Here is a 17524-nt window from a genome sequence, read left to right on the forward strand (position 1 = left end):
TCCCCCTAATATTCATTTCATCTATTCGTTAATTTTCAAGCCAACTTCAAGTCCATGGAGAAATACTTGATGGTTATCCAAACATAAAAATTGCTGAATCTCTTCAAATTTCATATGACCAACTGAACAAACGCCTAAATTCAATGTCTCAGCCACCATATTTAAGGTAGCAGTGATAATACCAGACTCAATACAAGCAAATAAATATCCATCTGAACCGTATTTCGGGATGGAAGCGTTCGCATTATAAACCAAATAAACTGAAAAGGCAGACTGAGTAAATAAATCTTGGTTAATTAACTCATGATCACTTTTGATTACTTGATCAATATTATTTACAATTACAAGACAGTTTTTTGATGGGTTATAATAATAAAATCCAGCTTTCATACCTTCTATACGTTTTGGTTTTATGTAAATAAAGATATCAATAGGGTAGAGTCCGCCTGCACTTGCGTAATGATAGTATATTTTTTCTTCCCCAACCTGTTTTAGAGTTGATATGAATTGGGAAAATTCTAAAAAACTAATATGTTTTTTCATATCAAATTGGCGACAAGACCTACGTTCCTTGATTATAGTGGGTAGCTCATTTGTTGTTTCAAGTTGAATTTCGGTTGACCGCGTAGCAACGTGCGTTCGATTCAATTGTTCACTCATATACATATCTAAATCTTCTTTAGAAAAGCGAATCTGGTCGCTATATGGATTTGGAAAAATCTTTTCTTGTGTGGAAAATACTTCTCTTGGGTGTAATATGTTACTTACTAACACACGATTTTTTATCATAAGCTCTATTGTTTTTTGTGTCTCTTCTACATTTCCTAACGAAAAGCGCTCTACTAGTTCACTAATTTTCACACCTTTTTGAGTCAAAAAATAAAACTCAGGAAACCACTCAGACAGAATACCTGTAAATCGCATTTCCCCTACCAAAACTTCATTATGCAACTTCTCCCAATGCTTAATAGGAGACCAGTAATAAGTTTTCTCGCTCATATAACCCTCCATAAACTTTTAACTTAATTTTTAAATACACTTTTCTAATCTCTAAAAATAATTTTTAGATTCTTCCCCTTGTCTCGTAGTGATTATAAATACATGTACTTCAACAAAGCTTGAGAATAATAAAATAACTTTTTCTTCATTAAAATTTTTTATTTCATCATAAAAAATGATTTTTTATTAGACATTTCACATCCTTTCCCATAGTAATCCTATAAGGTATAAACCATTTAGAACATTGAGAATATTCATGTATTTCCAATGTGAAATTATTGTAATGGATTGGAAAGCAGATGGATATAGTTATTAAACACAATAATATTGAGAAAGTTTTATTTGTTATAGCGATAAAATTTTCTAATGAGATTTATTACACTTAGATTAAGTAAAGAATTTAATATTCTTCTTTTGAAGTTAGTGTAAAAATGCAACTTACTTTTACATACAAGTGAGCTACTAACATATCGTATTTAAAATAGAGAAAAGACACCATTTAAGGTGTCTTTTCTCTATTTTAATTCCATATACTTTTGCATCTTTGCTATTTTTTAAACGATTTGTAGGAATTAATACAACTCGAACATCTAGCCCGTTAGATGTTCGAATATATAATAAAAATTATATAAATTAAGAATGTGCTTCAGATAATTTTATAAATAAATACAAAGATTTCTTCTCCTCCTACTGTTACAATAGCAATAATCTCTTGTCTATTTTCTTTATTAAATTGTAATATAATTACAGTATGTGAAATTATATTAATTTAACTTTAAAAGCGAAGTGAAAATAACCGTCACTTCGCTTTTTGCATTCACAATCCTTATTTAATTTGCTCAATTCAGTATACACTTTTACATGATTTGCTTTTTATTTAATCGGCTTTTCTGTTTTTAAAACAAATGAACTTAATGCAGGAACCTTGATTTTATTGTCATGGACTACATAAAGTGTTTTACTTCCCGCCTGCTTACCGTCTACTAGTACTTTCCAAGGACCTTTCGATGGAAGCGTTATGTCAACGTCTTCTCTATTTGCATTGTGAACCACCATAAAGTATTCGTTTTTATTCCCATTGCCTTTCCCATCTATTGTATAAGCTACAACATTTTTTGGAGCATCAATAAAAGATACATGCTTTTTAATTTGCTCTGCAGATGTCATTCGAAAAGCTGAGTACTTTTTGCGTAAATCTATTAAGCCCTTCATATAATCTACTTCATTATTAAATGCCGCACGGCGTAACCAGTCCATCTGGTTAATTGAATCAGGAGATTTGTAACTGTTATGATCACCATATTTTGTGCGCATAAACTCTTGTCCTGCATGTAAGAATGGAATACCTTGTGATGTTAATAAAATAGAAGAAGACAATTTGTGCATTTGTTTTCGCACTTCTTCACTTTCACCCTGATTAGTCAACTCCAGTTTATCCCATAATGTATGATTATCATGTGCTTCCACATAAGTTAACACCTGCTCTGGATCTTGATAGGTAGACGAATTTGTATCATAGTCAATACCTGCCGTAATGCCTTTTTTAATACGGTCTTCCATGTTTTGCTTTCCATTTACAAAACCATTTTCTTTCTCCTCAAATACACTGCCTTTCAATCCATCACGTATATTATCGTTAAAATGAGCAATCCCTTTCATTTTCTCTGCATTTTTTTGGTTTGCTTTCAACTCAGTTGCAAGAGGTGTATTTAAATCCCAGCCTTCTCCATGCAGAATAATAGAAGGATCAATTTGATTAACCCCTTTACGTATTTCATTCATCGTTTCATAATCATGAATACCCATTAAATCAAAACGGAATCCATCTAAATTATATTCTTTTGCCCAGTACGTGACGGAATCCACCATAAATTTCCTCATCATTTTTCGTTCTGAAGCGGTATCATTTCCTACACCAGTTCCATTTGCAAGTGTTCCATCTTCATTGTAACGATAATAATAACCTGGGACTAACTTATGAAAATTAGATTCAGCGGCATTATACATATGGTTATATACTACGTCCATTACAACACGAAGATTATTATCATGCAGTGTTTGAATCATTTGCTTTAATTCAGTTATTCGAACAGTTGGCTCATAAGGATTTGTAGAATAGGAGCCCTCTGGGACGTTGAAATTTTTCGGGTCATATCCCCAGTTATATTGTGGTTCATTTAAAGTTTCTTCATTTACCGAGGCATAATCAAATATCGGTAAAAACTGAACGTGTGTAACACCAAGATCTTTCATATGATCAAGTCCTGTTTTAACACCTTCAGGACCTTTTGTTCCTTTTTCTATTACACCTAAATATTTCCCTTTCTGCTTAATACCACTTTCAGGTTGGATGGAAAGATCGCGTACATGCAATTCATAAATAATAGCATCTTCCGGATTTTTAAATTTCGGTTTTTTGTTTGCTTTCCATTTTTTCGGATTTGTTTCTTTTAAATCAACGACTACACCTTTATCTCCATTTACGGAAGCAGCACGCACATACGGATCAACCGCTTCAGTCCACTTATCACCAATTTTTACTTTATACGTATAAAAGAGACCTTTTTGGTTCCCTTTAAGTTCTGCTATCCATGTTCCCTTTTCACCTTGTTGCATGTTTATTTCAGTACCTATTTTATCGCTCCAATTTTTATATGAAACTAACTTCGCTTCACTCGCAGTAGGAGCCCATAAACGGAACTTTGTATGTTGCGGAGTATATATATTCCCTAAATCATTACCACCATAATAAAATAAATTATCAAATTCCTCGCTACGAATGACTTTACCGATTTCAGTATTCGCATCAGCTAAGTTTGCTATTTTAACTTTGTATGTTTGTTTTAAATCAATTTTCTGTTCCGTAATTACTTTAACCTTATTAGTAATATCTCCACTATTTTTATCATAAGGACTAATTCCCTTAATTTTAACGCCTTCAATTTCAATTTTCTGTTCCTTAATATTAAACGGAATATTAGTATTTATAGTGATTTCATTAAAACTATCAATAGTAGCTTTTTGAATAGAGAGATCAGAAGAAGGCTTAGAATCATATACTTTTTCATCACCCGAAAGGATCCATACTTCAGCACGACCATCCCTTATATGTTCAACCCAGTGATCACCTCCATCTTTTTCCCATTCATTGGTACGAACTATAAATCCTACCCGATTATAGTCACCATCTATTTTTATCTTAGCGTATTTTCCAAAATCATCTTCACCAGTAAATTCATAGGATTTACCGTTTGCATTTTCTCCCCATACCCAAAGATTCCAGTCTTTTGTATTTCCAAATTTCTCTTTGTAATGAATGATAATTTCAGTAGCTTTCGAATTTGAAACTGCCTTCACGCTCTGAAAAGAGAAAACAGATGATAACATAACGATTATGGTAAGTAATAAAAACGATTTGTTAATTAATTTTTTTGTAATTTGCACCCCATACACCCTTTCTTTAAATATTACGAACAATTTATTATGCTCATACTACGAAACACGGTTTAAATTAATCTAGGAATCTCTTTTACTTCACCTCCATATTGGCTATTTTTACGTATGTATTTCAATGATCTTTTTAATACGAAAACGTTTGCATTAAACATTAAAAAAATAGATTTGTTTATTCCTTCTTATATTTGTAAATACTAAAAGATCAAGGAAATCATTTTAAAGCAATCGTTTGTTATCGCTTTCATTCTATAGCACTTACTATTAAGAGGTCAATATATTATTAATTTTCTGTTTTTATACACTTTACATCTTATATATTTGTCACAACTTATTAAAGATAGACAGCGTGAATATTACTTAATAAGTTTATTTTCATAAATACCTTGCTACGTTACAAAAAAACAGCTAATATCTTAAAATGATAATAGCTGTTTTTTATAACGTATTAATATATGAATAAAAACTATATTTCTAACTTACTTAATTTTTGCTGCATCAAATGCCTTTTGAACTGCTTGAACTTCAGCTGTATTCGCCCCATATTTATTAGTTGCCACTCGAATACATGCTGATTTCAGTTCCTTGAAATTAGAAGTCATGTTTAATTCATCTGTATTTGCATAATAGAAAATATCAAACATTTTATCCTCACCAATTCCTTTAACAGTTACCCCGTTATGAGTTCCACCTTTTGCAATGAGATACGCAACTTTATTAATAATGCTTGAATTAAAATGAACGCCACCTTGATCCCAGCCATTAAAATCGTTAAATTCACTGTAATCATCTGGATAAGGTACTCCAAGTGAAGATGGCACAGAAGCTGGGTTTTCCATATCACGGAAAACAGATCCGGTTTGTTCTCCCATTGTCCAGTTAAATGTTCCATTATTTACGTATTTCTCAATAGATGTTCCCATAATATCAGATAGTGCCTCATTGATTGCACCAGATTCACCGTAATATTCAAGATTAGATTCGCTAGAAGTAACAGCATGTGTAAATTCATGTCCAGCTACGTCATATGCTTTAACGATAGGATCGCCATATACAAGCATACTTCCATTATTAGCACTTAATGCATTCTGCCAATTTTTCGGATCGTTCGTATCTTCAGAATCCCAAGCGTGTACAACTGAAACTACCTTTTGTCCCTTATTATCAAAACTATTACGCTTGTATTTATCTTTATAAAAATCAAATACCTTTGTTGCTAAGTAATGAGCACTTACTGCTTTTGGATCGTTAAATGTTGTTGAAGTACTAGTTGCTAATGTACCAGGATAATAGCTTTCTTCTTTAGTAATATCTTTGTAATTCACATCATAAGTTTCAATTCCTTGCCCTCTTGTATAATCAGCAAGTGCATATTTTCCATTACTTTGTTTAGAAATACCAAATGAACGAGAAATTCCTAAATCATCTTTTCCTGTTCCAGTTAATGATGTAAGACTGCTTTTTTTACTTTCCTTTAAGGCTCCAACTAGTTTTTCACTTGCTTTTAAATTAGATTCTTGTACCATATTTTTTAACATATCGCCATTTTGCGCATTTACTAAATAAGTTCCAGAAACATAGTTTGGTGTTGCAGCTTCAAATGTAACTTGGTATGCATTGCTAGCTTGTCCATTATTTTCATCAACAAAAATAACTTCCTTAACTTCTGGCTCAGAAATAAACTTGATATCGTTCCCGTACTTCGTATAAATATATTGTTTTGCTTCATCTTTTGATAGATTTATAGGTTTTTTCAATTCTTCTTGTTTTAAATTTTGCGCGCTATCGCCTGAAACACTTTTAATAACACCCTTATTATCTACGTGTGCAGTTAATTGATGGCCATATACTTCTTTTCCTTCATATGTTTGCTGCATACGTACGAGTGTAGTCCCATCATATGAATCACGTTTTTGAAGAACCTTATAATCTACTCCTGTTTCTCCATTGACTTGTTTTTGGGACAGAGCTTGTTCTGTTTTCTCTTTAAGAGCATCTTTTACTACATTTTCTGGTGCCTTTTGTGACGGTTGTGTAAGTTCACCTGAACGGAAAGATTCCTCCTGAATTTGAACTTGTAGTTGATCTGTTTCCTCTGCATGACCTATTCCATATGGTGCCACAGCTGTTAAAGCTAATCCTGTTGTTAATGCTACCTTAGTTAATGTCTTTGTGTTTTTCATTTTTTCACCTCGTATAATTTTTGAAATAGAAAGCTTGTACAAAGTATACTTTCTATAATTGTCGAAAAAAAGGGAAAATACTAAATTTGTGTAACATTATGCAAAATTACATAATTTAAGATCGGTGATATAAATATAGAACAGCTCATATAAGTTCATTAAACTCAATAAAAAAAGAGCCCCTAAGGTGCTCATCCGATACGATTATAAATCACAAATGCATTATGTCAGTTATGGTATATGCTCGTCTCATCCAATCGTTTACTTGCTTATTATGTGATTTCTCTGCACAATAAACTTTTAAAACTTCTTCATCTAATAAATTAAAATTCTCAGTGATTATTTAACTTCAATTTATTTTATTTACTAGTTAAACTTATAAACTTAATTAGTAAATAAAAGATACAGTTAAAATAATATAAGAAATAAGCATAATTAAAGCAAGGCAACAGATAAAGATAGCACTCGACATGCATTGTTTTATTCTTTTTTTCATTTTAATTTGTTTTATTTTTTAATTTTGCAGGATCAATTTGAATTTGACCTTTCCAGGATCCAGCTACTTTTCCAATTTTATTTATGTTTACATTTAAAGTAAGTAGTTGTTTAAAAGATCCTTTTCCTTCAAGACCTTCAACAAATGTAATGACACCTTCTGGTCTGTCTTTATCTCGAATGCCTACATGCTCTAATTTTATTCCTTCTGCCATTAATTCAAATGGTAGACTATCTGTACCTTGGATAAACGCTAACTGCGAGAACATACCATTCTTCGTGTTATATTCAGGATTTTCTTCTTGTTGTCCGTTTATTTTCCCATCACTTTTCATATCTAACCCAGCTGTATCAAATTTAAACGGTACTAAAGTCCCATCAGCTTTTTCAATTCTATAATGTACAGATATACGTGCATCTGCTACATATAATTCTTTGAAATGTACGGTAATATCCTGATCTGTTATTTTTTCATCAATAGGTATATATTGCCCATTCAGCATCCCCTCTTGCTTTACCCCGTTTTCGTCTGTCATTCCCTCATTTACGACATTATCATTTGAAACTTCATTAGCAAGGTAAGAAGCGATATTAGTAGCTGCGACTTGTACTTGTGGAATCATTGCTGTTGCAAAAAGTCCTGCCGCTGCTATTACTGTATACATTAAGCGTTTTGATTTTTTATTCATGTTTGTAAAAATACCTTTCTTCTGATCCATTTTATGATTTATATTTGGCACATTTTCTAACTGGGAATTACTTTCGAATGTTTTCCACGCTTGTTCTACATCTATATCTATTTCTATTTCTTGTTTTGACTGTATACATTCCTCAGCAAGTGTTGAATTTTCCCATTGATTTAATTTAGTAATTTCTATTAATAATTTTTGACACTTTTCACATGTGTCCAGATGTTTTATAAATTGCTTTCTTTCATTACGAGACAGCTCGCCATCTATATATGCTTGAATGAACCCCATATTATAACAAGTCATTTAGTATTCCCCCATCTGTTCATAAATTTTGCGGAATTTCAGTTTGGCTCGTACTAATAATGTTCCAATAGAAGATACGTCGATTTGAAGAACTTGTGCGATTTCTTTATATTGAAACCCTGAGAATTTCATTAACAAAATTGTTCGATCTTGTTCCTTCATTTTTCTTAATACTATTTGTACTTTTGTAATCTCTTCTTTTCTTATCCATTGATCATCCAATGATGAATCATTTTGAATTTCTTGATACTGGATTTCTTTATCAACCCTTGCCTGATGTCTCTTTTCAGAACGTATATAGTTATAGGCTACATAAGTAGATGATTTAATAAGCCATCCACGTAAGTTTTCAACTTCTTTCCAATCTGTACGGTACAGTTGTAAAAACACTTCTTGCGCTAATTCCTCAGCGATTGTTTGTTTTTTAATAATCCATAATATTTGTTTAACAATATAAACATAGTTTTATTTAAACAACTCTTCAAATGTTATATCTGAAACATTCCTCTCTTCACTTTTTATATTTAACATGTAAGTAAAACCTCGCTCTCATTTGATGCCTGTATTATAGAGAAACCAGAAAATCAATTTTTGTGACAATTTTTTTTATGTGCTAAAAAATACATTTGTTTTGTCTTTGTATAAATGTCAAAATCAAGGTCAAATATAAATACTAATTTTATCCGTAAAAAAAAGACCTATGTAGAGGTCCTTTTTTGTTTATTTAATGTATGTTATTAAATACAGCAGTTAACTCTATTTTGGTAAGTTTATTTCCTTCCACTCAAAATCATTGCATTTCCAAGTACTTTTTTGTTCAACAAGATCTTCGGTAATTTTATTTCTTCAGCAAGTTCATTACTATTCAGTTCAGATACGCCAAGTTTCTCCAGGTCATTTAAGAGCTCTTTTTCATCCCCAAATATTTTTTCATCCATAAACAAATCTATGAAGACAAATTCACCACCAGGTTTTAACACTCTTAATGACTCTTTAATTACTTCAGATTTATTCTCTCTATCTTTTACTTCATGAAATGTTAGACAACTTACAATCCTATCAAATTCACCATCATTGAAAGGGAGTTCTGCAGCACTTGCTTTCAAAAAAACAATTCTATCAGAGACCCCTTCTATTTCAGCATTCTGTTGGCATTGAGCTTTTGAATATTCCCAATTCCCGCCCCAATAATCAATTCCAGTTAAAAAGGACTTAGGAAAAGTCTTTGCCAATTTAATAATCAGTGAACCACTGCCGGTTCCTATATCTAGTATTTTTCCTTCTCCATCCCAATTTACCTTGGTAACAATTAAATCATGTATTTTCGACTGATAATTCCCTCCAAATACTGAGAATTGGTAAACAGAATAAGAAAGTATAAATGCTATATAAATAAACGGCAATGCTATCATCCCTGACAAGGCTCGCACATAAAAATCAATAGGCAATAATGCTATTAAGAGAAGCACGAGTGAAATTACTAAAAAAATAAATAGTTTGTAAATCCGAATCCAAGTTTGATATTTAGCTTTTGTTTTCAAGTTATCTGCCTTCCTTATAAAATCTATTTTTATCTATTATAAATGAAATTAATGACGTTTACTTATATTTTGTATATTGCATATGCTGAAACTCTCACGGTAATGAATTGGTAATCTCAGAAACACGGATTGCTATTTTATTAGACTCTCCTGAAAATATACTTGTCATTTTGGGTGCGATTCCTTTATATCAATTCACAAAAAAATCAACCGAAAAAAAAACATCTATTTAGATGTGTTTTTTGTTGACTTAAAATGAATTCCGATTAATATTTACGACATATGAAACAACTGTGCAAGCTGTAAATGTAATGATTTCCATACCAGCTTTCCTGATGAATTATTTTTATTTATGTAATAATACGGTTTAAATACTGTAAAAAAAATTATTCTTTTCATGCATATGTATGTACATTTTTTTATTTATTAGTTATATTATGGGTATTGAATGATTACGAAGATAATCTATCGCTTATATAAACACTTGTATATTTATATCCGTGAAAACTACAAAATGTATAAAATTCCATTTGTCAAATGAATTTAATGCGGAAGGAGGTTTGTGGTTACTTCATCGGGATATAATAATCGGTTTTATTGAACTGATAAAAATACAGGAGGCGACATGATGTTTCGTACGATTTCAAACTTTATGAGAGTAGCTGAGATAAGAAACAAAATTCTTTTTACACTAGCGATGTTAATTGTTTTTCGAATTGGCACGTTTATTCCGGTTCCTCATACTAACGCAGAGGTATTAAAAGTACAAGATCAAGCTAACGTTTTAGGCATGCTGAACGTATTTGGCGGAGGAGCACTGCAACACTTCTCAATCTTTGCTGTAGGTATCACACCATATATTACAGCTTCTATCATTGTACAATTACTACAAATGGACGTTGTACCTAAATTTACAGAATGGGCAAAGCAAGGAGAAATGGGCCGCAAGAAATCAGCTCAATTTACTCGATACTTTACAATCATTCTCGCATTCATACAAGCCATTGGGATGTCTTATGGCTTTAATAATATAGCAGGCGGACAATTAATAACAGATCCAAGCTGGACTACATACTTATTTATTGCGACAGTATTAACTGCTGGTACTGCATTTTTACTTTGGTTAGGTGAACAAATCACCGCTAATGGCGTTGGTAATGGAATCTCAATGATTATCTTCGCAGGACTTGTTGCAGCTATTCCAAATGTTGCAAATCAAATTTATTTACAACAATTCCAAAACGCAGGCGATCAATTATTTATGCACATTATAAAAATGGTCTTAATTGGGCTTGTTATTTTAGCGATTGTTGTTGGTGTTATTTACATCCAACAAGCAGTTCGAAAAATACCGATTCAATATGCAAAAGCTGTTTCAGGAAACAATCAATATCAAGGAGCAAAAAATACTCATTTACCTCTTAAAGTAAATAGTGCAGGTGTAATTCCTGTTATCTTTGCTTCTGCCTTTTTAATGACGCCGCGTACAATTGCGCAGCTCTTCCCTGATTCAAGCGTATCTAAATGGATAATTGCAAATCTTGATTTTGCACATCCATTTGGAATGACACTTTATGTGGGTCTTATCGTTGCTTTCACATATTTCTATGCATTCATTCAAGTGAACCCTGAACAAATGGCTGAGAATTTGAAAAAGCAAAATGGATACGTACCTGGTATTCGTCCAGGTAAATCTACAGAACAGTATGTAACAAAGATTTTATATCGCTTAACATTTATCGGTGCCATTTTCTTAGGCGCAATTTCAATATTACCGCTCGTATTCACGAAAATCGCAACATTACCACCTTCTGCCCAAATCGGTGGCACAAGCTTACTTATCATCGTAGGTGTAGCATTAGAAACGATGAAGACGCTCGAAAGTCAGCTTGTGAAACGTCATTATAAAGGTTTTATTAAAAAAGCAAATTAATTATGAAAACACACTAGAAGTCCCAATCTCGACCTAGTGTGTTTTTATTATAAAAACTTATTATTATGGAGGTTTTGTCTTATGAGTCAAAGAATTGCCTACTATGATATTTCGCCTGATGGTATGAAAATTATGATGGATATGGAGAAATACACGAAGAAATCCTCAATTAATCGTGCTGTTAGAGAGCTTATAAAAATTAGAGTCTCTCAAATTAATGGTTGTGCTTATTGTATCGATATGCATACTTCTGACGCCCGAAAATTAGGTGAAACCGAGCAAAGAATTTATTGCTTAAATGCTTGGGATGATTGTGATTTTTATACTCCTGAAGAAAAAGTTGCTCTGGAACTATCGGAGCATATTACTCTCATTCCTACTAAAAGAGTTCCTGAAAATCTATACAACCGAGTACGTGAATACTTTGACGAAAAACAATATGTTGATCTTGTGTTAATCATTAATCAAATAAACAGTTGGAATCGAATTTCTATTTCGATGGGCAATACCGTAATAAAAAAATAACATTCATCCACCAAACAATATGCGATCGATTTAGTTAAGTGTAAAATTAAATATAGCCTATATAAAAACACAGTTGGTTATTTCCCCCACTGTGTTTTTGATTTTACTATCTCTAATCTGTATTCTAATGTGTTAATTATTTTCTTCTAAAGTTTGAATACGTTTTCCGCTGTTTTCCACATCATTAAACTTTAACTACATCTCTTTTTTTAACAACCTTCCTTGCTTGAAATAAACTCCAAGTGTAGTACGATTTGCTAAAAATACACCAATCATGATTAAACAAGCACCTATTCCCATTGTAGGATTTAATGGTTCTCCCAATACAAAATGCCCTACAATAACAGCGATTAACGGAGATACATATAACCACGTTGATGGAAATACAGGATTTGTTTTTGATAAAAGCCAGTAATATAAACCGTGTCCACCAATAGACCCTACAAATATAAGATATAAAATTGGCCATTGTACATTCCAAGATGTTAGGATTGTTAGATTAGGCTGTTCCATTACGATAGATACAATTAACAGTAACATTCCTCCATAAAACATTTGAATACCGTTAATGAGAAATGGTGATACATCAGGTAAATCTGAAAGTATTTCTTTTGAACGAATAGAACCTATTCCATAAAACAACTCTCCTACTAATATAACAAGGCAAGCGATACTCCATATTAATGTAAGTTCTTGATGCATTCCAGGTAAAGAAATACAAAAAACGCCTATAAGTGCTATAACTAAAGCAACAAGTTGTTCTTTTTGCAATTTTGTTTTGTTTCGCCTTGATTGTAATATTAAGATCATCATTGGGCCTGTAGCAGATAGAACTGCTGCTAATCCAGAAGAAATATATTGTTCAGCCCAGTAAAGGGTTGCGAATGTCATAAATGTTAAACAAAAACCAGCATATATAATACGTTTTGATAATAAGTACGGCATAATATCCTTTCTCTTTAATTTAAAAGTAATAATGAGAATAAGGCCCGCCAAAAAGAAACGAATTCCAGCTGAAAATAATGGTGGTGCACCCGCTTCTATTCCAATTTTTATCGTTAAAAATGTCGTTCCAAAAATAATACATACTAAAATATAATTTATAATGACCATTTTGTTTCCTCCTCTTCACTCTTGAAATGAGTATAGAGGATATGGTGTATAACAGTGTATCAATGCATATAACAGTTGAATAAAAATATAGTTGATTGCCAGAATGTTTTTCGCTTTAATTAAATTAAAAAGAAAAACAGGTGATTCTATGAAGATAGTACTGCGTAAAGAATCTAACATACCATATTACCAACAAATATATATGCAAATTGTTGAGAGAATTCAAAGCGGGATGCTTTCACATGGCGATTACCTCCCTTCTTTACGTTCTATGGCCGATGATTTGCAAATTAGTTTATTAACTGTTCGTAAAGCTTATAAACAGTTAGAAACGAAAAATTATATACGGATCGAGCAAGGAAAAGGTGCCTATATTCATAAACGTGTGAATAAAGATTTCAAACCAATTCCGTATCAATGGCAACAAACGAAATCCATTAATGTTATGCGTTCTCAATATGTAATGAACCAACACCGTAAATATTTCGATTTTTCACAGGCGGTTCTTTATCCACGTTTATTACCAAATCCGTTTCTTTCAGATGAAATGCACAAATTACTTAATAAGGATCAAATGATATTAGCAACTTACGGACCTGTTCAAGGTGATAAAGAACTTAGAGTAGAAATAACAAACTACTTAAAAGAACACCAACAATTAGATACAGATCCATCTCAATTATTAATTACAAGTGGTGCCCAGCAAGGAATTGATTTAATCGCTCAAACATTATTAAAGCCGGGAGACTTAGTGTTAGTAGAAAGTCCATGTTATGGAGCGGCGCTTGATGTATTTGTTAATAAAGGCGTTCAGATTATCCCTGTTAGTCTTGACAACAACGGTATTCGCTCAGATTTAATCGATGATATTTGTCAAAGAAAGAATCCTGTTTTATTATATGTGAATCCTACTTTTCAGAATCCAACGGGTACAGTAATGAGTAAAGAACGAAGAATAGAACTTGTAGAACTAGCAGAGCTTTATAACTTCTTCATTATTGAGGATGACTCTTTCGGAGAAATTTATTTCGAGGATGCTATAGTACCTCCCACGATAAAAAGCTTTGATACAAATGGTCATGTTATATATTTAAAAGGATTTAGTAAAACGTTAGCACCAGGTCTTCGCATTGCAGCGCTTGTAGCTGAAGGACATATCTTCGAATGGTTATATGCAGTGAAAGCCTCGATGGATATTGGTAGCCCTTTATTAACGCAGAAAGCACTGCTTCCTTTTTTACGAGCGGAACGAATGAAAAATCATTTAGAAAAATTACGTACAGCTTTACAAATTAGACGTGATTTAACAATTGATATATTATCTCCATTAAAAGAATTAGAATTTGAAATACCTAATGGTGGATTTAACTTATGGGTTACACTCCCTCGGTCAATCGATCCTTTTACATTATTACAAAAAGCGAATGAAGTAGATGTTTCTTTTTTACCCGGAACGGCTTGTCTATTAAACCATGAAACTCAATATAATCACTTGCGAATTAGTTATTCAATGTTAAATGAAAAAGATATGTTGATTGGATTAGAAAGATTACATGATACAATTGCCAAGTTTAAATCAATGATTTAAACTCCAAAACAACAACGAATAATTTTTTATTTATTTACAAACTAATTTCTGCTGCTGTGAAAGTAATTGGGCCATTTACAAAAAGTTCTGCAGTTGGAGAGTTAGTGCGCACTGTTAAAATATATGATACTTCATCTTGCGAAGAGCCGATTTGATCAACGTGTTGTGCCACTACTTGTGTTACGTCATCATGAAATTCGGCATCAATTTCAATAATAGATTGATATATAAGCTTTCTATTGAAACCACTTACACGATAAATTGCAGTTATAAGATCACTTGGTGTTACACTATTATTATTTATGTGGAAAAGACCATTCAACCACACTAAATCCCCAGCTTTAACATGTTGTAAAATTACTTCTGCAACTGTAGTTAATTCTTCTGAAACGACAATACTATTACTTAGTGGTAAATTGATGATTGAAGAAGATGTATCATAAGCGAATCCTACTAGTTTGCTTTTTTTCTTGTTACTATCACAATCAGTGTTGCATCCTTCATCTTTTTTGTTACCATTATAATACTTACTTTTTCCTTTACAGCACTTGTGATTTTTCTCTTCATAGCTATCGCAATATTTACAGTAATAATACAATGAAATCTCCCTTTCTAAATCGAAGTAATAATATATAATATTATTACTTCGATTTAGAAAAGATTGGACAAACTAGAATTTTATATACAGCATTACATAAAAAGAGCTCTTGCTTCCGAAAGCACTCTTTTTGGGGATTTTGAGGTTCTCCATTAACGAAAATTCACGTTAAAATAGTTAATTGGATATCAATAGTATATGCTTGTCCTTTTTATTTGTGCATTTTTTAATACCAATTAGTTTTAATACACCAATTGACTGAACCGTAATATTTTTCATATGCACTCTATTTTTATAAAGTATCTCCACATTCTTTTCAATAAAAACCTACTATATTTCCTAAAAATATATAATACTCGCATTTAATATTCAGTTAAATGACTAAATTTTTATGTATATTATTTCAAGTTATATTAGCTACACATGTACAAGAGATATAACAATGATTTTTTTGGTCAAGTATACAAACAATATAACATTCGCGTAATAGAATATATTATATTACATGAAAGGAAATAGAGATGTTTGGAATTAACAAAATTTGTTGATCCCCTTCCGATTCCCTCCGCAATAAAACCAATAGGAACATATAAAGGTAAGCCGTTTTATGATGTACGTATGATTGAAACGCTACACAAGTTTCATAGTGATTTACCTAAGACGAAAGTATGGGGTTATAATGGAATGGTACCAGGTCCAACGTTTGAGGTTAAAAAAGATCATCCTGTATATGTGAGATGGTCAAACGATTTACCTAAAAAACATTTCTTACCGGTTGATAAAACCGTTCACGGGGCCCATGATAATCCAGAAGTACGAACTGTTGTACATTTACATGGAAGCCCCAGTGAACCAGATAGCGATGGTCATCCTGAAGCATGGTTTACGAAAAACTTTCAACAAACAGGACCTAGTTTCGTAAAAGAGATTTATCATTATACGAATCGAGAACGAGCAACCACCCTTTGGTATCATGATCATGCACTTGGGATTACTCGTTTAAATGTATATGCGGGTCTTGCAGGACTTTACTTGATTCGTGATAAAGAAGAAAAATCACTACCTCTTCCTAAAGGAAAATACGAAATACCGCTTATCGTTCAAGATAAATCCTTTAATCCGGATGGTTCCCTATTTTATCCTGCTCAACCAGAAGACCCACCACCAGGTTTACCATACCCTTCTATTGTTCCACTATTTTTAGGAAATACAATTGCAGTTAACGGGAAAGTATGGCCATTTTTAAAAGTGGAGCCCCGCAAATATAGATTTCGTTTATTAAACGCTTCCAATACTCGCACATACAAGTTCCAATTAAGTGACCTTAGTTCATTCTTTTTAATAGGAACTGATGGAGGCCTTCTTAAACGGCCGATTAAAGTACAAAGTTTAGATGTTTCACCAGCTGAACGTATTGATGTTATTATTGATTTTTCAAGGTTTGAAGGAAAAAAAGTAGTATTACAAAATGGAATTGATTTAGATAATCCAACTGGTGAGATAATGGAGTTCCAAGTAACGAAACCATTATCCTGCCCAGATAAAAGTAAAATCCCATGCACATTAAGTAACATTAACTTTATTCCATTAGAAAAAGTAAAGAAAGTAAGACGATTAACATTAAATGACTCAGAAGATGAATTTGGGCGTCTTATGCTTTTATTAGATGATAAAGAATGGGACGATCCAGTGACAGAAACACCTTTACTTAATTCTGTTGAAATATGGGAGTTAGTAAATTTGACCGTTGGTATTCATCCTATTCATATACATCTAGTTAATTTTCGAATTCTTGATCGTCATGACTTGAATGGAAACTTATTAGCCCCTCTTCCAGCGGATTTCGGTTTAAAAGATACCGTGCTAGTAGCAGGTGAACAGACCGTCCGAATCATAATGAAGTTTGAGCCCTATTCTGGAGATTATGTATGGCATTGTCATCGTTTAGAGCATGAAGACCATGATATGATGAGACCGTTAAAAATCATACCTTCCAATCTTAATAGACACAAATTAAATTGATAGATACATTAAATAACACGAAAGTCCCTTCAGGATTACTGAAGGGACTTTTACATATTTGTGAAAAGTGTCTTTATGT

At 32.3% G+C, this 17524-nt stretch carries 12 protein-coding genes and 2 pseudogenes; 5 read left to right on the top strand and 9 right to left on the bottom strand.

Going from position 1 to position 17524, the window contains the following annotated elements:
* Nucleotides 1-21 precede the first annotated feature (21 nt).
* The 7 genes and pseudogenes from QCI75_RS14155 to QCI75_RS14180 all read right to left on the bottom strand — a co-directional run bounded on the left by QCI75_RS14155 (nt 22) and on the right by QCI75_RS14180 (nt 9666).
* A complete protein-coding gene (locus QCI75_RS14155) occupies nt 22-999 on the bottom strand; it encodes a SagB/ThcOx family dehydrogenase (RefSeq protein ID WP_070128404.1) in 978 nt (325 codons plus the stop codon).
* Nucleotides 1000-1527: 528 nt separating this feature from the next.
* Nucleotides 1528-1605: pseudogene (locus QCI75_RS30545) on the bottom strand (DM13 domain-containing protein); the annotation flags it as partial.
* A 267-nt stretch (nt 1606-1872) separates the two neighbouring features.
* On the bottom strand, nt 1873-4443 hold the full coding sequence (gene pulA, locus QCI75_RS14160; RefSeq protein ID WP_353760715.1) for a type I pullulanase: 2571 nt from the start codon (nt 4441-4443) through the stop codon (nt 1873-1875).
* Between the two features lie 488 nt (nt 4444-4931).
* On the bottom strand, nt 4932-6635 hold the full coding sequence (locus QCI75_RS14165) for a M4 family metallopeptidase (RefSeq protein WP_000799181.1): 1704 nt from the start codon (nt 6633-6635) through the stop codon (nt 4932-4934).
* Between the two features lie 497 nt (nt 6636-7132).
* Entirely contained in the window at nt 7133-8125 is a 993-nt protein-coding gene (locus QCI75_RS14170; RefSeq protein ID WP_353760716.1) for a DUF4179 domain-containing protein, read from the bottom strand.
* Nucleotides 8126-8656 (bottom strand): annotated as a pseudogene (locus tag QCI75_RS14175) (RNA polymerase sigma factor SigX).
* A 239-nt stretch (nt 8657-8895) separates the two neighbouring features.
* On the bottom strand, nt 8896-9666 hold the full coding sequence (locus QCI75_RS14180) for a class I SAM-dependent methyltransferase (RefSeq protein ID WP_353760717.1): 771 nt from the start codon (nt 9664-9666) through the stop codon (nt 8896-8898).
* A 107-nt stretch (nt 9667-9773) separates the two neighbouring features.
* Between QCI75_RS14180 and QCI75_RS14185 the strand changes: the two genes are divergently transcribed.
* From QCI75_RS14185 to QCI75_RS14195, 3 genes are all read left to right on the top strand, one after another.
* Nucleotides 9774-9899, top strand: coding sequence for a DUF3937 family protein (locus QCI75_RS14185; protein WP_483299464.1), 126 nt, complete (start codon nt 9774-9776; stop codon nt 9897-9899).
* Nucleotides 9900-10294: 395 nt separating this feature from the next.
* Nucleotides 10295-11599, top strand: coding sequence for a preprotein translocase subunit SecY (gene secY / locus QCI75_RS14190; RefSeq protein ID WP_289359246.1), 1305 nt, complete (start codon nt 10295-10297; stop codon nt 11597-11599).
* An 81-nt stretch (nt 11600-11680) separates the two neighbouring features.
* Nucleotides 11681-12124 (top strand): carboxymuconolactone decarboxylase family protein, encoded by a 444-nt coding sequence (locus QCI75_RS14195; RefSeq protein ID WP_002119650.1) that lies wholly within the window; start codon nt 11681-11683, stop codon nt 12122-12124.
* A 195-nt stretch (nt 12125-12319) separates the two neighbouring features.
* Here the strand turns inward: QCI75_RS14195 and QCI75_RS14200 are convergent, their stop codons facing one another.
* Nucleotides 12320-13237: a DMT family transporter gene (locus QCI75_RS14200; protein ID WP_353760718.1), complete on the bottom strand. Its 918-nt coding sequence runs from the start codon at nt 13235-13237 to the stop codon at nt 12320-12322.
* A 148-nt stretch (nt 13238-13385) separates the two neighbouring features.
* Here QCI75_RS14200 and pdxR point away from each other — a divergent pair, with 148 nt between their 5' ends.
* Nucleotides 13386-14825, top strand: a complete 1440-nt coding sequence (gene pdxR, locus QCI75_RS14205) for a MocR-like pyridoxine biosynthesis transcription factor PdxR (RefSeq protein WP_353760719.1) — start codon at nt 13386-13388, stop codon at nt 14823-14825.
* 34 nt (nt 14826-14859) lie between these two features.
* On the opposite strand, the gene QCI75_RS14210 is transcribed toward pdxR, so the two are convergent.
* Nucleotides 14860-15423 (bottom strand): hypothetical protein, encoded by a 564-nt coding sequence (locus QCI75_RS14210; protein WP_098778317.1) that lies wholly within the window; start codon nt 15421-15423, stop codon nt 14860-14862.
* 525 nt (nt 15424-15948) lie between these two features.
* On the opposite strand from QCI75_RS14210, the gene QCI75_RS14215 reads away from it, so the two are divergent.
* On the top strand, nt 15949-17445 hold the full coding sequence (locus QCI75_RS14215; RefSeq protein ID WP_144507300.1) for a multicopper oxidase family protein: 1497 nt from the start codon (nt 15949-15951) through the stop codon (nt 17443-17445).
* Nucleotides 17446-17524: the final 79 nt, after the last annotated feature.

The organism is Bacillus cereus group sp. RP43 (assembly GCF_040459645.1).
Lineage (GTDB): Bacteria > Bacillota > Bacilli > Bacillales > Bacillaceae_G > Bacillus_A > Bacillus_A mycoides_C.

Coding starts and splice junctions, on each gene's coding strand:
- QCI75_RS14155 (WP_070128404.1), bottom strand. CDS start 999: ATGAGCGAGAAAACTTATTACTGGTCTCCTATTAAGCATTGGGAGAAG.
- QCI75_RS14165 (WP_000799181.1), bottom strand. CDS start 6,635: ATGAAAAACACAAAGACATTAACTAAGGTAGCATTAACAACAGGATTA.
- QCI75_RS14170 (WP_353760716.1), bottom strand. CDS start 8,125: ATGACTTGTTATAATATGGGGTTCATTCAAGCATATATAGATGGCGAG.
- secY (WP_289359246.1), top strand. CDS start 10,295: ATGTTTCGTACGATTTCAAACTTTATGAGAGTAGCTGAGATAAGAAAC.
- QCI75_RS14195 (WP_002119650.1), top strand. CDS start 11,681: ATGAGTCAAAGAATTGCCTACTATGATATTTCGCCTGATGGTATGAAA.
- QCI75_RS14200 (WP_353760718.1), bottom strand. CDS start 13,237: ATGGTCATTATAAATTATATTTTAGTATGTATTATTTTTGGAACGACA.
- pdxR (WP_353760719.1), top strand. CDS start 13,386: ATGAAGATAGTACTGCGTAAAGAATCTAACATACCATATTACCAACAA.